The organism is Bradyrhizobium sp. A11, from assembly GCF_042077125.1.
Classification (GTDB): Bacteria; Pseudomonadota; Alphaproteobacteria; order Rhizobiales; family Xanthobacteraceae; genus Bradyrhizobium; species Bradyrhizobium japonicum_B.
Map to the genome: position 1 here is coordinate 184,199 of NZ_CP149509.1, position 14,913 is coordinate 199,111.

Genomic DNA, 14,913 nt, shown 5'->3' on the forward strand with positions numbered 1-14,913 from the left:
AACCGGATTAGCCTATTCCGGCAGCGGAATGAACTCATGTTCCTGCGGAACTGCGGCGAAACGGCCGGTTTTCCAGTCCTGCTTGGCCTGCTCGATCCGCTCCTTGCTGGAGGAGACGAAATTCCACCAGATATGGCGCGGGCCTTCCAGTGCATCGCCGCCGAGAAACATCATCCGGGTCGCCTTCAGCGCCTTCACGGTGATGCGGTCGCCGGGCCGGAAGATCAGGAGGCGCGGCCCCTCGTAACGTTCGTTCGCGATCTCGACCTCGCCCTCCACCACGTAAATCGCGCGCTCCTCATGATCAGGATCGAGCGGCACGGTCGCGCCCGCGACTGCCGTGACCTCGGTGTAGAACCAGGGCGACACCATCGTGACCGGCGAGGCGATGCCGAAGGAGGAGCCCGCGATTACGCGTGCGGTGAAATCGCGCTCGGAGATCATCGGCAGATCGCCCGCGCCGTAATGCTGGAACGAGGGCGCGATCTCCTCCGACCCGGCCGGCAGCGCGATCCAGCTCTGCAGGCCCAGCATCTGCTGGCCCGAGGCGCGCTGCGCATCCGGCGTGCGCTCGGAATGTGCGATGCCGCGTCCGGCCGTCATCAGGTTCATCGCGCCGGGCGCGATCTCCTGGACATTGCCCTCGCTGTCGCGATGCATGATCGCGCCGTCGAACAAGTAAGTGACGGTAGCAAGCCCGATATGCGGATGCGGCCGCACGTCCATGCCCTTGCCGGAGACGAACTGCACCGGCCCGAAATGATCGAAGAAGATGAAGGGCCCCACCATCTGCCGCTTGCCGTGCGGCAGCGCGCGCCGGACCGCGAAGCCGTCGCCGAGATCGCGCGTGCGCGGCACGATGACGAGATCGAGCGCATCGCAGGACATGGGATCGCCGAGCACGGGGTCGTTCGAGGGCTGCCAGCTCATGAGGAACTCCTTTTTGACCTTGTTGACGCGAGCCTAGCAGGAATCTGCAGCGTCGTCGCGACCAAGCCCGGACAAGACGTCGCGTCGCAATGAGGCCTCATACTCCGCCGTCATTGCCCGCGAAGGGCGGGCGATCCAGTACGCCGCAGCCGCTCGATTCATCACGGCTGTCTCGGATTGCTGGATCGCCCGGTCGAGTCGGACAATGACAGCGGTGGAGGTAGCTCTAGGCATGGCATGCGGATGGTTCTTGAAAAACCTGGCGCAACCAACGATGTTTGGCGGCCTTCAACTGCGACTGATCGCACGACCCGATGACCCTTGCTGCAACCGAGCTTGCCTTTCGCGCCGCCAGCGTCGCGCTGCTGCTGGTGCTGGCGGCGTCGTTGCTCTCCGGCTTCCGCCACGTGCTGGCAGCCCGGCTCGGCGCGGCCTTCGCGCTCGGCTCGGCCGCGCATGCGGCGAGCTATTCGGTCGGCGTCACGTCGCTGATTCCCGCCTGGCACGCGCCGCTGATCGCGCTGTCGACCGGCAACATCGTGGTGTTCTGGTTGTTCACGCGCGCGCTGTTCGACGATGAATTTCGCCTGCGGAGGTGGCACGGATTGGTGTGGGCGCTGGTGACGGCCTTCAGCTTCGCGGGCTGCGTCTGGATCGCGCCGGGCGGCCACGCGCGGTTTTCCGTGACGATCGTCAATCTGATCGTGCTCGGCTTCATAGCGCTTGCGATCGGGCAGACGATTGCCTCGTGGCCGGCTGATTTGGTCGAGCGCCGCCGGCGCGTTCGTGTCTTCATCGTCTGCGCAGCCGCGCTCTATGGCGGGTTGAACGCGGTTCTCCAGATTGCCGTCGCCGGCAGCGACGTCGGTTCTGTCGCCGATGCGATCAGTACGGGCGTGCTTGCCGGCGTCATCGCGGCCATTGCCGCTACGATGATGCGCGTCGATGGCGCCGATCTGTTTCCGGCGTCGGTGGCCGCGCCGGCGATTCTGGCCCCCCGGCCCGCACCGGTCGATGAATCCGCGGACCAGAAGCTGATCGATGCCCTGATGCGGCTGATGGCGGACGAGCGGATCTATCGTCAGGAGAACATCACCATCGGCGTGCTGGCAGGGCGGCTGAAGATCCCGGAATACCGGCTGCGCCGGCTGATCAATCAGCGCCTCGGCTACCGCAACTTCAATGTGTTCCTGAACAATCACCGCATCGAGGAGGCCAAGGCCGCGCTCGCCGATCCCGCCCAGGCCGAGGTCCCCGTCATCACCATCGCCATGGACGCCGGCTTCCAGTCGCTCGGCCCGTTCAACCGCGCCTTCAAGGCGGTCACGGGGGTGACACCGACGGAGTATCGGCGCCTGAAGGCCGGCGTTGCACCGGGCATTCCCGTAGCAACTTGAAATAACAACGCTATTTTGGAATCGGCCAGCTCTCGTCCAATTCCAACCAGGCCGCTTTCCAAATCCGGCGAGCCCTTCGCCGCCTGTTCCTGCTTCCTCCCGGCACGCATCCTAAGCCGGAGAGAGCAAGTGACCCGCCGCCGCAACATCGTCCTCCTCGCCGCCACCATCGCCTGCGCCGGCCTCGCGCTCGGAGCCGCGCGGGCCCGTGACGTCCCGAAGATCGCCACCGGCTTCGTCGCCGACGTCCTGTGCGCGGAGACGTTCGTCTCCGGCCTCGATCCGCGGCGCAACTTTGCCGAGACCAATGACGCGATGCCCGGGACCGGGCTGATCACATGGGCGATGGACACCCGGGTCGACCGCGTTCGCAAGGATGTCACGGTGACGTTGTTCGGCATCGGCCGCAGCCGTGCTGTCTATCGAGAAGGGCTGGGCTGCACGCTCGACCATGGGGCGGGGATAGCCCCCGTCGATCCGCCCGCGACCGACAGGCAGCCCGCACTGCTGCCCGAGATCGCCGGCCCCGCGATCGTGCCGCCGCAAAGCCCCTCGCTTGCCGCTGCGCTCGACCGCGCTTTCGCCGAGCCGGCGCAGCCGCCCTATCGGCGCACCCGTGCGGTGGTCGTGATGAAGTCGGGCCGCATCGTCGCGGAGCGTTATGCCGACGGCATTGGACCGGAGACGCCGCTGCTCGGCTTCTCCATGACGAAATCGGTGGTCTCAGCCCTGATCGGCGTGCTGGTGCGCCAGGGCAAGCTGAAGCTCGACGGACCCGCGCCGGTCGCGGCCTGGAAGGATCCTGATGATCCGCGCCATGCCATCACCGTCGATCAGCTGCTGCGTCACACCGCCGGCCTTGCGCTCGGCAGCTCGCTGCAGGCCTCGCTCGGCTCGGCCTTCGAGCCGGTCAACCGGATGAAGTTCATGGAATCGGACATGGCGGCCTATGCCGAGAGCATCCCGCTTGCTACCGCGCCCGGTGCGGCGTGGAATTATCACGACGGCAACATGCTGGTCCTCTCGCATCTGATCCGCGATGCGGCCGGCGGCACGGCGGAAGGCGCGCTCCGCTTTGCGCGCCGCGAATTGTTCGCCCCGCTCGGCATGCGACATGTCACTCTGCAGCTCGATGGCTCGGGGACGATCGAAGGGTCGAGCGAGATGCTCGCATCCGCGCGCGACTGGGCGCGCTTCGGCCAGCTCTATCTCAATGACGGCCTCGCCGGCGGCAAACGCATCCTGCCGGAGGGCTGGGTGAACTATTCGGCGACGGCGACGCCAAATGCCTGGGTCGGCATCGGCGCCGGCTTCTGGACCAACCAGGGCGACAGCTTTGGCGCGAACTTCCGCATCACCCATGGCTGGCCGCGGGATGCCTTCTTCGCCAAGGGCACGATCGGGCAATACACCATCGTGATCCCGTCGGCGCAGCTGGTGATCGTGCGGCTCGGCCGCTCGCCGAATGGGCCGCCGGAAGCGGACGGCGTATTCGATCTCGTGCGCGACGTGGTGGCGGCAGCGGGCGACAAAGGGAAATTTGCGGGGGCGGATTGATCTTTCTCTTACCCTCCCCTGGAGGGGGAGGGTTGATCGCGCGCAGCGCGAGCGGGGTGGGGTGATCTCTCCATGCGGGCACCGTTGGTTGCGGAGAGACCGTCACCCCACCCCGCTACGCATTCCGCTTCGCTACATGCTAGCGACCCTCCCCCTCCAGGGGAGGGTAAGCGGAGTGCCGCAGCTCTAGCTCAAAATCCTTACCTCCCCAGCTCCGTCGCCTGCGCGACGCGGTCGAACCGCTCCAGCGTCATGATCGCGTCCGCGAATTTTTCCGCGCGCGCGTTCAGCACTGGGCGGGCCAGCGTCAGGAACTTCTGCTGCATCGCCGCCGCATCCGGGAACGAGGTCGGCTCGCCCGAGGGATCGGCATAGAGCCGCTCGTGCACGCCGTCATCGGTGGTGATGCTGACGCGGGCGCCGAACGGATGGGTGCGGCCGATCTCGAGGCGGTCGTCCTGCACCACGTCGAACTTGTCCGCGAGCGCGTCGATCGCGGCATCGCCCAGGCGATTGTAGTCGTCCCAGCCGAACGAGCCCTGGTCGAGCGCGAGCGCGCCGGTGAAGAACATCGAGAACTGGCCGCCGACGATCGAGCGCGGATGCCGCTTGGTCGCGGCGTCACCGGTCAGCGTGATGCCGTTGCGATGCAGGCCGATCTCGACGCGCTTGACCTGGTCCGGCGTCAGATTGTGCTCGCGCCGCATCGCGATCAGCGCGTCGATCGCCGCATGGGTGTAGCGGCAGCTCGGATACGGCTTCACGCCGATCTTCATGGTCTCATAGCTCTTGCCAAGCTCGGCGACCGCCTTGTCGGGATGCGCGTCGTCGGTGTAGCCGGCGAGCAGGCCGTGCTTGCCTTCGACCGATTCCGTCGATCCGACAAAATCGTTGCGCGCCAGCGTCGCGGCGATCACGCCGTTCATCGCGGCGGCGCCGACCTGGTAGCGCTTGTTCCAGGCGCCGTTGACCAGGAATTGCAGCGAGCCCGCGGCCTGGCTGCCGGAGACGCCGAAGGCTGAAATGAGCTGCTGCTCGGACAGGCCGAACAGCTTGCCGGCGGCCGCGGCGGCGCCGTAGGTGCCGGCGGTCGCGGTCGGATGGAAGCCGCGCGCGTAATGCGAGGTCGGGTCGAGCGCGTTGCCGAGCCGGCAGCAGACCTCATAGCCCGCCACGATCGCGGTCAGCACGTCGCGGCCCGAGGCGCCGACCATCTCGCCGACGGCGAAGGCGGCCGGGACCACCGGCGCGCTCGGATGCAGCGAGGAATCGGCGTGGGTGTCATCGAAATCGAGGGAATGGCCGAGCGCGCCGTTGAGCAGCGCCGCGACCGCCGGCGTCCAGGTCTTGGCATCGCCAAACACGGTGGATTCGCCCTTGGTGTCGAGCGCCAGCGCTTCCAGCATCTTCAGCATCGACGGGGTCGATTCGGCCTCGCGCCGCGCCCGGATCGCGCTGCCGAGGAAGTCCAGCGTCAGCACCTTGGCGCGCTCCAGCACCTCCGCCGGAATATCCTGGTATTTCAGATTGAAGACATAGGCGGCGAGCGTTGCGGTTTCGTGAGCCATCGTGTTTCCTCGTTTTGGCGCGCAAGTTAGGCGGGCTGATTTGGCCTTTCAAGCGGCCTTGCGGCCGCGGGCATCAGCCATGCTTTTGCCTGGCCTCGAGCGGATCGGGACTTCAGACGATGACATTCGCAAAGGAGCTGCTCGACCGGATCGGGTCGCGGCGAACGCAACTGGGGCTCGCGATCCGGGTCACGGTCGCGGCGACCGCGGCCTATGCGCTCGCCACCGCGCTGCATCTGATGCTGCCGCTCTGGGCGGTCCTGACCGCGCTGATCGTGACCCAGATGAGCGTCGGCCGCTCGCTGAAGGCGACGCGCGATTACATGCTCGGCACCATCGGCGGCGCGATTTATGGCGGCGCCCTCGCGATCCTGATCCCCTATTCCAGCGAAGCGGGGCTATTGGGCCTCCTGGTGCTGTCGGTCGCCCCGCTCGCCTTCATCGCCGCGATCAATCCGAGCCTCAGCGCGGCCACGGTGACGGCCGTGATCGTGCTGCTGGTTCCGACCATGCATCATGCCGATCCCATGACCTCGGCGATCGACCGCGTCAGCGAGGTCGGTGTCGGCGCGGTTACGGGATTGCTGGTGTCGTTCCTGGTGCTGCCCTCGCGTGCGGTGCGCCAGATTCGCGCCGCGGCGGCGCAATTGCTCGAGCTGATCGCGGATGCGTTCACGGAGCTGCTCGCGGGTCTCACCCGCGGCCGCGACAATGACGCGCTGCACCGGATCCAGGACGGCATCGGCACTGCGATGGTCGGCATGAATGCGATCGGCGCCGAAGCCGAGCGCGAGCGCGCCGCACTTCTGTCGAGCGGGCCCGACACCGGCCCGCTGTTGCGCACCGTCCTGCGCCTGCGCCATGACGTCGTGATGATCGGCCGCGCCACCGTGGTGCCGCTGCCGGTCGAGGTGCAGATGCGCCTTGCTGCTCCGCTGACGGAGGTGTCGACCGCGATTGCCCGTTTCCTGCGTTCGGCAGCGAACGCCTTGCGCGAAGGCGCCGGCGCGCCGCCGATCCATCCCGTCCACGTCGCGCTCCAGCACTATGCCGAGGCGGTCGCATCCGTCCGTCAGGACGGATTGATCCGTGGCCAGTCCAGCGACACTGCCGAGCGTTTCTTCGCGCTCGGCTTCTCGCTGGAGCAGATGCACCAGAATCTCCGCGATCTCGACCGCGTCGTCGGCGAATGGGCGGAGGCGGCGGCAGGTGGGCCAGCGAAGCTCGCGGAGTGAGCTGGTGCTGGAACTATCCCGCCGGTGCCATTCGCCGGTCACGCCAGATCAGCAGTGCCAGGGAGACAACTCCAGCCACCAGCAACGCCCAGTCTTGTGGCACGCGAAGAAATATCGCGGCGGTGCCTCCGACAAGCGACCACAGGAATGGGACCACAAGCAGCCAGCGCGAGACCGGCTGTCTCGTCAGCAGCAGCATCCCCAAACTGAAGATGGTGAGGGGACACGGCGTGACCCCAAACATCGGTAGTTGGTCGGCGGGCTGACCCGTCGCGAGGCCGAACAGCGGGTAGATCGCCGCTGCGTAGAGGACCAACGCGACCCCGATGAATCCCGCCGGTCTCTCCATATAGCGGAAATCCAAGTGTCTCTGAGACACGGCAAAATAGATCAAGGCCGCAGCCTGAACGACAAACAGCGCGCCGAAGACATAGGCCAGCTTGTTGATCGATGTGAAGAAGATCAGGTGATAGACGACCCCGGTCCACGCCCACATCGACGCGAGAATGCCCGCGATGATCTGATTTGACCATCGGCCCTTGCGAAACACCAGTGAGAAGGCCAACCCGCCCATCAGATATGCGAGAACCTGCGCCGGCCAGATGGCCCGGTTGTAGCTCGCAAAGACGCCGAGGAATTGCTCGATCGTGAACGGCAGCATGCTCGCGGTTCCTTCCGGATACGAGACGCTATGCAGCCTGTGGGATGGGTCATTTGATCGGTGTCAACGTGGGGCGCACCGATAGCCGCGGCATGTTGACTTGTGTCAGACGCACGCCGCGGACGGTATGCATCTCCGGCGTCTCAAGCGACGGCTTCCGAGATCGCGCGGAATTTGCCCTAGCGTTTCGCCAGACCCTTGCTCTGCATGCGCCAGACGAGGAGATCGATGCGGTCCTGGCCGAAGAACGGCTCGTTCTCGAACACGAAGGTCGGCACGCCCCAATGGCCTGACGCTGCGTGGTCCTTCTCGTTCGCTGCGATCACCTGCTCGTACCGATCCGGATCCGCGGTGATCGCGGCATCCATCGCGGCGAGGTCGAAGCCGGCCGTCTCGGCCGCGCGCGCGAGATGATCGCCCTCGTTCCATCCGGCGACCGAACCGTCCCACAGCACGCGCGCGATCGCATCGGTGAATGTGAGCCCGCGTCCCTCGAGCTGCGCCATGGCGCCCAGCCGGGTCAGGCGGTGGATGTAGGGCTGCTCGGCCGCGACATCGAACGTCGTCTTGTCCTGCACGATCGGATCGGGCCGGGGAAAGCGGAACGGAATGCCCTCGTGCTGCGCCACGCGCGTGCTGTCGAGCACGACATATCGAATGAAATTCGGGCTGGCCTTCTTGAAGAAGCCGGGCACGCGCACCGCGAGCGGGTAGACCGGCCGCAGGTTCACCGCGAGATCGTAGTCCTCCACGAGCTTGAGCGTCTTCGGAAGCGCCAGATAGCTGAACGGACTGCGAAAGGAGAAGAAAAGATCAACTGACAGGGTCATCGGCCCGCTCCACGAGCCGTCCCATCATGCCGCGGACGACGAGCTTGTGGAAGGGCGTGATGAGCCTGAGGTAGGTCCGTCCGAGGAGGTTGTTGGTCCGCACCAGCGTGGTCGAGGTTACCTCGCGGTCCGCGGCATCGCCTGAAACGTCGACCACGATGCGGAAGTCGAGATGATAGTCGTCGAAGCCCGCGACCAGACGCTCGGGCGTCTCGTCGACCACCGGAAACAGCCCGATCAGGCCGTGCGGCGCCGGGGCGCCTTCGCCCGATGTCTTCAGCCCGAACGGCGTCACCAGGATGTTGCGCAGGCGCAGCAGCGTGTCGATCCAGCTCGGCCCGTGCAGCACCATCCGCGTGCAGGCCTCGCGGGCATCGATCGCGCTCGCGCCGATCTGCACGCGAAATGCGTCGATGAACTGCGCGCCGGCCAGCAGCGTATTGGCGTCGACTTCGGGAGGCACTTCGCGGACTGTTGCCATCATCCCGCCAATCTGCGTGTCAGCATCCGGAAGCGCAAGATCAGCAGCCCGGCATAAACGAAGGTCCCCACCGAGAACCCGACCCAGACGCCAACGGCGCCCAGGCCGGTGTGGAAGGCAAGAGTCCAGCCGACGGGAAAGGCGACGCACCAATAGCCGATCACCGCGAACACCAGCGTCATCCTGGTGTCGTTGATGCCGCGCAGCGCACCGCCCACGATGGTCTGGAGGCCGTCGGCGATGAAGAAGGTCGCGCCGACCACCAGCAGCGTCGCTGTCAGCTCGACGGTCGCTGCGCTCGCCCCGCTGCTGCCGAAAAACAGGCGGCCTAGTTCGTAGCGACCGAGGATGATCGCGACGGTCAGGGCCGAGACGAGAGCTGCTCCAAGCACGCCCGCGGCGAGCCCTGCGCGCCTCACCGCGGCCGGATCATTGCGGCCGAAGGCATGTCCGACCCGCACCGTCGCCGCCATGCCGATGCCGAGCGGCACCATGAACAGCACGGCCGTGACCTGGAGCGCGATCTGGTGCGCGGCAATCGCGGTGGTCGAGATCAGTCCCATCAGCAGCGCCGCGGAGGAGAACAGGCCGTACTCCATGAGCAGTGAGAACGAGATCGGCGCGCCGATCGCAATCAGCTGGCGCATCAACGGCCAGTCGATCCGCCACAGATGGGCGAGCGGATGATAGTCCGCGAATGGCTTCCGCCACGCGGCAATCGCGAGCACGGCGGCGAAGGTGCCGAGGTTGACGATCGTGGTCGCAAGTCCCGCCCCGAACAGACCGAGCTCGGGCAGGCCGAACAGGCCGTGGATCAGGGCGTAGACCAGCACGGCATTGACCGGGATTGCCGCGACCGTGATCCACAGCGGCGGCTGCGGCCGGTTCACCGCGCTCATCATGCTGCGAAGCGCGATGAAGCCGAGCGCCGGTGCGATGCCCCAGGCGAGGCCGTTGAGATAGCGCTGCGCCAGCGCGGCCGATTGCGGCACTTGACCGAGCGCGAGCAGGATCTGCTCGCCGTAGAGCGGCGAGGCCATCATCGGCAGCGAGATCAGGAACGCGACCCACAATCCGACGCGCAAGGAGCGCCGGATCAGCCTGACGTCGCCGGCGCCGAAGGCCTGCGCCGCAAGCGGCGACACCGCCGACATCAGGCCGAGCCCGAAGGTGAAGCTGACGAAATAGACCGTGTGCGCCAGCGCCGCCGCCGCCACCGCATCCTCGCCGAGCCGCCCGATCAGCGCGAGATCGGTCGTGATCATCGCGATCTGCCCGAGCTGCGTCAGCATCAGGGGCACGGCCAGCCGCAGCGTCTCGACGAATTCCTGAGCGAGATGGTTTGGCGGCACGCCGGCTTGCGGCTGCGCTTGATGTTGCACGGTGTCGAGCATGACCGCTCAATAGCACGGCCGCGCGACGAAAACATGGCCCCAGCCAACAGCTCGGTGCCGTAGGGTGGGCAAAGGCGCATTTGCGCCGTGCCCACCACCTATCCAATATTGCAACAGACGCGTGGGCACGCTTCGCTTTGCCCACCCTACATACTGTGCGCTTCGCGCCACCTTCTCCCACACGGGGAGAAGAAAAGGCCTCAGCCCTTCCTGTCCGGCACGCGCTTGATCTTGGCGCCGAGCGCGTTCAGCCGTTCCTCGATGCGCTCGTAGCCGCGCTCGATTTGGTCGGCGTTGTTGATGGTGGAGGTGCCCTGGGCGCATACGGCCGCCAGCAGCATCGCCATGCCGGCGCGAATGTCGGGCGAGGTCATGGTCGCGCCGTGCAGGCGGCTGGGGCCGGCGATGATCGCGCGGTGCGGGTCGCACAGCACGATGCGCGCGCCCATCGCGATCAGCTTGTCGACGAAGAACATCCTGGATTCGAACATCTTCTCGAACATCAGGATGACGCCCTCGCATTGCGTGGCGGTGACGATCGCGATCGACATCAGGTCGGCCGGGAAGGCCGGCCAGGGCTGGTCCTCGAGCTTCGGCACATGGCCGCCGAAATCGTCCTGGATCTTCAATGTCTGATTGGACGGCACGATGAGATCGTCGCCCTCGACGCGGCAGACGATGCCGAGCCGCTCGAAGCCCATGCGGATCGAGCGCAGATGCTCGACGCCGGCGCGTGTGATGCGTAACGGAGAGCGCGTCACCGCGGCAAGCCCGATCAGCGAGCCGACCTCGATATGGTCGGGTTGGATCCGGTAGGTCGCTTCGCCCAGTGTCGCCGGCCCGTGCACGATCATGGTGTTGGTGCCGATGCCCTCGATCCTGGCGCCGAGTGCGACCAGGAAGTTGGCGAGATCCTGCACGTGCGGCTCCGAGGCCGCATTGCGCAAATGCGTGACGCCGTCGGCGGCGACCGCGGCCACCAGCGCGTTCTCGGTCGCGGTGACGCTCGGTTCGTCCAGGAACACGTCGGCACCGGCAAGCTTGGGCGCGCGGAACTCGAGCCGGTCGGTCGCGGTGACCCTTGCTCCCAGTTGCTCCAGCGCCAGCACATGGGTGTCGAGCCGGCGGCGGCCGATCACATCGCCTCCCGGCGGCGGCAGCATCACTTCGCCGCAGCGGGCGAGCAGGGGGCCGGCGAGCAGGATCGAGGCGCGGATTCGCACGCACAGCTCGGGGTCGAGATCGGCGGCGCGGATGCTCTTGGCGTGGATATGGAGCGTATTGCGGGCCGTCCATTCCGCGGACGCACCGACCGAGCGGATCAGCTCGACCAGCGTCTCGGTGTCGCGGATGCGCGGCACGTTCTCCAGCGTCACCGGATGCTCGGTGAGCAGGGCCGCGGCGATGATCGGCAGCGCCGAATTCTTGTTGCCGGACGGCTCGATCGAACCCGAGAGCCGGTGACCGCCCTCGACGATGTATTGGATGGGCGCCACGTGGTTCTCGCTGTCCTGTTGGTGGGCGGGGCTGTTTCGGCGGAAACTACAGAGAATTGAGCGCGGGAGCAATTGTGCTGGGCGTGGTTCGGAGGCATTCGGATGCAACTGCAAGACCTCATGGTGAGGAGCGCGGAACGCGCGTCTCGAACCATGAAGGCCCGTATGTCGCCGCGGCCATCCCCACGAGACGCCCGTTGGCGCGGGCCCCTCGGGATGAGGTCGGAGCTTGCGACAAACGGCTGCTAAAACAGCCCGATGATATTCCCGATCACATACAGGATTGCGATCAGGATCAGCGCTCCCATCATGAAGAAGGAGATCTCGATCGCGATGGCGCCGGTGCCGAGTGTGGCGGCGACGGCGGCAAGGAGCCGCTCCTCCCGGAAGATCAGCGAGAGAACCGACAACAGGATGGCGAGCAGGCCGAGCGAGATTGCGGCGACCGAGGCGGTTTCACTCCAGCTTCGTCCAGCCGACTTTTCGACCTTCGGAGCCTGATATTCCACGCCCTTCACCTTCGCGACGATGCGGTCCTTGATGCGATGGCTGGTGTCGACGATCACCTTGTCTGCCGGCGGCGGCGGAAACACGATCGGCACCACCCAATGCGGCAGCACCGCCGCCATCAGCGCCAGCACGCCGACAATGCTGCCGATAATACCGAGGCGGCGTGAGGGTGCAGCGGAACTGGGCGTTGCAGAGGCGATCATGACGTGAGGCGTCCCGGCCGGAATTGGCCAACGGGTTCATGCCACTTCGTCGCGACGGCGCGTGGTGAGGTTCAGCCCGTGTGCCCCTACGTCGTTATGCCCGGGCTTGTCCCGGGCATCCACGTTCTCTGTTCCGCGGGGCAAGACGTGGATGGCCGGGACAAGCCCGGCCATGACGCCGCGGAATCGGCGAGCCCTCAAATATCTATCGTCGCGCTGAGCGAGTGTTCCTGGATGAAGTCGCGGCGCGGCTCGACCACGTCGCCCATCAGCTTGGTGAAGATGTCGTCGGCCTCGTCGACCTCCTTGACCTTCACCTGCAGCAGCGAGCGCACGTCGGTGTTGAGCGTCGTCTCCCAGAGCTGCTCCGGGTTCATCTCGCCGAGGCCTTTATAGCGCTGCAGCGTGATGCCCTTGCGGCCGGCGTCGGTGACCGCCTCGAACAGGTCGGCCGGGCCGTAGACCATGTGCTCGACGTCCCTGCGCCGCAGCTTGCCGGGGCGGGCATAAACATCTTGAAGCTTCACCGTGTACTCGTCGAGCTTGCGGGCCTCGGCGGATCCCAGGAAGGCGTCGTCGATGACAGCGGCTTCCTTGACGCCGCGCACGGTGCGCTCGAACTGGAAGCCCTGGCCTTCCACGTATTGCCCGATCCAGCCGCGCTCGACCTCCTCGGCCTGGTTGTCCAGCCGGCCCGCGATGTATTGTGCCGCGGCCGCGGCTTTCTCGGGATCGCCGTAGATCGCCTTGTTCAGCACGCCGGTGATGGCGGCCTGCTCGATGACCTTGCGGTTATAGCGGCTGTGCAGATTGCGCAGGATGCTGCGGACCACGCGGGCGTCGTCGACCAGCGAGCGCAGGTCGCGGCCGGTGCGGTCGCCGCCGCTGCCGGGAATGAAGGCGCAGTCGTCCAGCCCGGCGTCGATCAGATAGTCTTCCAGCGCCCGTTCGTCCTTCAGGTACTGCTCGGACTTGCCGCGTGAGACCTTATAGAGCGGCGGCTGGGCGATATAGAGATAGCCGCCGTCGATGATGTCCCGCATCTGCCGGTAGAAGAAGGTCAGCAGCAGCGTGCGGATGTGGGCGCCGTCGACGTCTGCGTCCGTCATCACGATGATCTTGTGATAGCGCAGCTTCTCGATCGAGAACTCGTCGCTGATGCCGGTGCCGAGCGCGGTGATCAGCGTGCCGATCTGCTCGCTCGACAGCATCTTGTCGGGACGGACCCGTTCGACGTTGAGGATCTTGCCGCGCAGCGGCAGCACCGCCTGGAATTCGCGGTTGCGGCCCTGCTTGGCGCTGCCGCCTGCCGAGTCGCCCTCGACGATGAAGAGCTCGGACTTGGCCGGATCCTTTTCCTGGCAGTCGGCGAGCTTGCCGGGCAGCGAGGAGACCGAGAGCGGACTCTTGCGGGTCAGCTCGCGCGCCTTTCGCGCGGCTTCGCGGGCGGCCGCGGCCTGGATCACCTTGCCGACGATCATCTTGGCCTCGGAGGGGTGCTCCTCGAACCAGGCCTGGAGCGCCTCGTTGAGCACGTTCTCAACCACGGGACGCACCTCCGAGGACACCAGCTTGTCCTTGGTCTGCGACGAGAACTTCGGATCGGGTACCTTCACCGACAAGACGGCGGTGAGGCCCTCGCGGCAATCGTCGCCGGTCAGCGCGATCTTCTCTTTCTTGGCGTTGGCCTCGGCATAGCCGTTGACCTGGCGCGTCAGCGCGCCGCGGAAGCCGGCGAGATGGGTGCCGCCGTCGCGCTGCGGGATGTTGTTGGTGAAGCACAGCACGTTCTCGTGGTAGCTGTCGTTCCACCACAAGGCGGCCTCGACGCCGATACCGTTGGCTTCCGCGCGCACCATGATCGGCGCCGGCACGATCGGGCTCTTGTTGCGGTCGAGATATTTGACGAATTCCTCGACGCCGCCGGAATAGTGCATCTCCTCGCGCTTCTCGACCGCATGGCGCATGTCGGAGAGGGCGATGTTGACGCCCGAATTGAGGAAGGCGAGCTCGCGCAGGCGATGCTCCAGCGTCGCGAAATCATATTCGACGTTCTTGAACGTGTCGGTCGAGGCGTGGAACGTCACCTCGGTGCCGCGCTTGCCCGGTGCGTCGCCGACGACCTTGAGCGGCGCCACGGCGTCGCCATGGGCGAACTCGATGTAGTGCTCCTTGTCGTCGCGCCAGATGCGAAGCTCCAGCTTGCTCGACAGCGCGTTGACGACGGAGACGCCGACGCCGTGCAGGCCGCCGGAAACCTTGTAGGAGTTCTGGTCGAACTTACCGCCGGCATGGAGCTGGGTCATGATGACCTCGGCCGCCGAGATGCCTTCGCCCTTGTGGATGTCGACGGGAATGCCGCGGCCGTCGTCGCGCACGGTGACGGAATTGTCGGCATTGAGGATCACGTCGACCCGCGTGGCGTGGCCTGCCAGCGCTTCGTCGATCGCGTTGTCGACGACCTCGTAGACCATGTGGTGCAGACCCGAGCCGTCGTCGGTGTCGCCGATATACATGCCCGGGCGCTTGCGGACGGCATCGAGACCCTTGAGCACGCGGATCGATTCCGCACCGTATTCGCTCGGATTGGAGGGCTCGTTTTCGGCAGCGGGCTGCCGAGCTGGTTCTGTCATGAGAGGCCTTCGAATGTC

12 protein-coding genes are annotated in these 14,913 nt (G+C 66.2%); 3 read left to right on the top strand and 9 right to left on the bottom strand.

The genetic code is table 11. The annotated features are described in order from the left end of the window. Positions 1-12: 12 nt before the first annotated feature. Positions 13-930 (bottom strand): pirin family protein, encoded by a 918-nt coding sequence (locus WI560_RS00870; protein ID WP_375306519.1) that lies wholly within the window; start codon positions 928-930, stop codon positions 13-15. A 314-nt stretch (positions 931-1,244) separates the two neighbouring features. Between WI560_RS00870 and WI560_RS00875 the strand changes: the two genes are divergently transcribed. Together WI560_RS00875 and WI560_RS00880 are read left to right on the top strand one after the other, a co-directional pair. After that, positions 1,245-2,327, top strand: a complete 1,083-nt coding sequence (locus WI560_RS00875; RefSeq protein ID WP_375306520.1) for a helix-turn-helix domain-containing protein — start codon at positions 1,245-1,247, stop codon at positions 2,325-2,327. A 129-nt stretch (positions 2,328-2,456) separates the two neighbouring features. Then, complete coding sequence (locus WI560_RS00880; RefSeq protein WP_375306521.1) at positions 2,457-3,884, top strand: serine hydrolase domain-containing protein; 1,428 nt, start codon at positions 2,457-2,459, stop codon at positions 3,882-3,884. Positions 3,885-4,084: 200 nt separating this feature from the next. Here the strand turns inward: WI560_RS00880 and WI560_RS00885 are convergent, their stop codons facing one another. After that, on the bottom strand, positions 4,085-5,452 hold the full coding sequence (locus WI560_RS00885; protein ID WP_375306522.1) for an MmgE/PrpD family protein: 1,368 nt from the start codon (positions 5,450-5,452) through the stop codon (positions 4,085-4,087). A 119-nt stretch (positions 5,453-5,571) separates the two neighbouring features. Here WI560_RS00885 and WI560_RS00890 point away from each other — a divergent pair, with 119 nt between their 5' ends. Continuing rightward, complete coding sequence (locus WI560_RS00890; RefSeq protein ID WP_375306523.1) at positions 5,572-6,687, top strand: aromatic acid exporter family protein; 1,116 nt, start codon at positions 5,572-5,574, stop codon at positions 6,685-6,687. Between the two features lie 13 nt (positions 6,688-6,700). On the opposite strand, the gene WI560_RS00895 is transcribed toward WI560_RS00890, so the two are convergent. From WI560_RS00895 to gyrB, 7 genes are all read right to left on the bottom strand, one after another. Then, on the bottom strand, positions 6,701-7,348 hold the full coding sequence (locus tag WI560_RS00895; protein WP_375306524.1) for a DUF6064 family protein: 648 nt from the start codon (positions 7,346-7,348) through the stop codon (positions 6,701-6,703). 179 nt (positions 7,349-7,527) lie between these two features. Further along, on the bottom strand, positions 7,528-8,178 hold the full coding sequence (locus tag WI560_RS00900; protein WP_375306525.1) for a 2-hydroxychromene-2-carboxylate isomerase: 651 nt from the start codon (positions 8,176-8,178) through the stop codon (positions 7,528-7,530). After that, positions 8,162-8,662 (bottom strand): DUF2867 domain-containing protein, encoded by a 501-nt coding sequence (locus tag WI560_RS00905; RefSeq protein ID WP_375306526.1) that lies wholly within the window; start codon positions 8,660-8,662, stop codon positions 8,162-8,164. The genes WI560_RS00900 and WI560_RS00905 overlap by 17 nt, the downstream gene beginning before the upstream one ends. Next, on the bottom strand, positions 8,659-10,053 hold the full coding sequence (locus tag WI560_RS00910; protein ID WP_375306527.1) for an MATE family efflux transporter: 1,395 nt from the start codon (positions 10,051-10,053) through the stop codon (positions 8,659-8,661). Before WI560_RS00910 ends, WI560_RS00905 begins: the two co-directional genes overlap by 4 nt. Before the next feature lie 200 nt (positions 10,054-10,253). After that, positions 10,254-11,549 (bottom strand): UDP-N-acetylglucosamine 1-carboxyvinyltransferase, encoded by a 1,296-nt coding sequence (murA, locus tag WI560_RS00915; protein WP_375306528.1) that lies wholly within the window; start codon positions 11,547-11,549, stop codon positions 10,254-10,256. A gap of 245 nt (positions 11,550-11,794) precedes the next feature. Next, positions 11,795-12,262 carry a hypothetical protein gene (locus WI560_RS00920; protein WP_375306529.1) on the bottom strand — a complete coding sequence of 156 codons (468 nt, stop codon included), beginning with the start codon at positions 12,260-12,262 and terminating at the stop codon, positions 11,795-11,797. Positions 12,263-12,459: 197 nt separating this feature from the next. Beyond that, complete coding sequence (gene gyrB / locus WI560_RS00925; RefSeq protein ID WP_375306530.1) at positions 12,460-14,895, bottom strand: DNA topoisomerase (ATP-hydrolyzing) subunit B; 2,436 nt, start codon at positions 14,893-14,895, stop codon at positions 12,460-12,462. Between the last annotated feature and the right edge of the window lie 18 nt (positions 14,896-14,913).

Bases quoted from the DNA above. Each gene is read 5' to 3' on its own strand.
- WI560_RS00870 (WP_375306519.1), bottom strand. From the start codon at position 930: ATGAGCTGGCAGCCCTCGAACGACCCCGTGCTCGGCGATCCCATGTCC.
- WI560_RS00875 (WP_375306520.1), top strand. From the start codon at position 1,245: ATGACCCTTGCTGCAACCGAGCTTGCCTTTCGCGCCGCCAGCGTCGCG.
- WI560_RS00885 (WP_375306522.1), bottom strand. From the start codon at position 5,452: ATGGCTCACGAAACCGCAACGCTCGCCGCCTATGTCTTCAATCTGAAA.
- WI560_RS00890 (WP_375306523.1), top strand. From the start codon at position 5,572: ATGACATTCGCAAAGGAGCTGCTCGACCGGATCGGGTCGCGGCGAACG.
- WI560_RS00895 (WP_375306524.1), bottom strand. From the start codon at position 7,348: ATGCTGCCGTTCACGATCGAGCAATTCCTCGGCGTCTTTGCGAGCTAC.
- WI560_RS00900 (WP_375306525.1), bottom strand. From the start codon at position 8,178: ATGACCCTGTCAGTTGATCTTTTCTTCTCCTTTCGCAGTCCGTTCAGC.
- WI560_RS00905 (WP_375306526.1), bottom strand. From the start codon at position 8,662: ATGATGGCAACAGTCCGCGAAGTGCCTCCCGAAGTCGACGCCAATACG.
- WI560_RS00910 (WP_375306527.1), bottom strand. From the start codon at position 10,053: ATGCTCGACACCGTGCAACATCAAGCGCAGCCGCAAGCCGGCGTGCCG.
- WI560_RS00920 (WP_375306529.1), bottom strand. From the start codon at position 12,262: ATGATCGCCTCTGCAACGCCCAGTTCCGCTGCACCCTCACGCCGCCTC.
- gyrB (WP_375306530.1), bottom strand. From the start codon at position 14,895: ATGACAGAACCAGCTCGGCAGCCCGCTGCCGAAAACGAGCCCTCCAAT.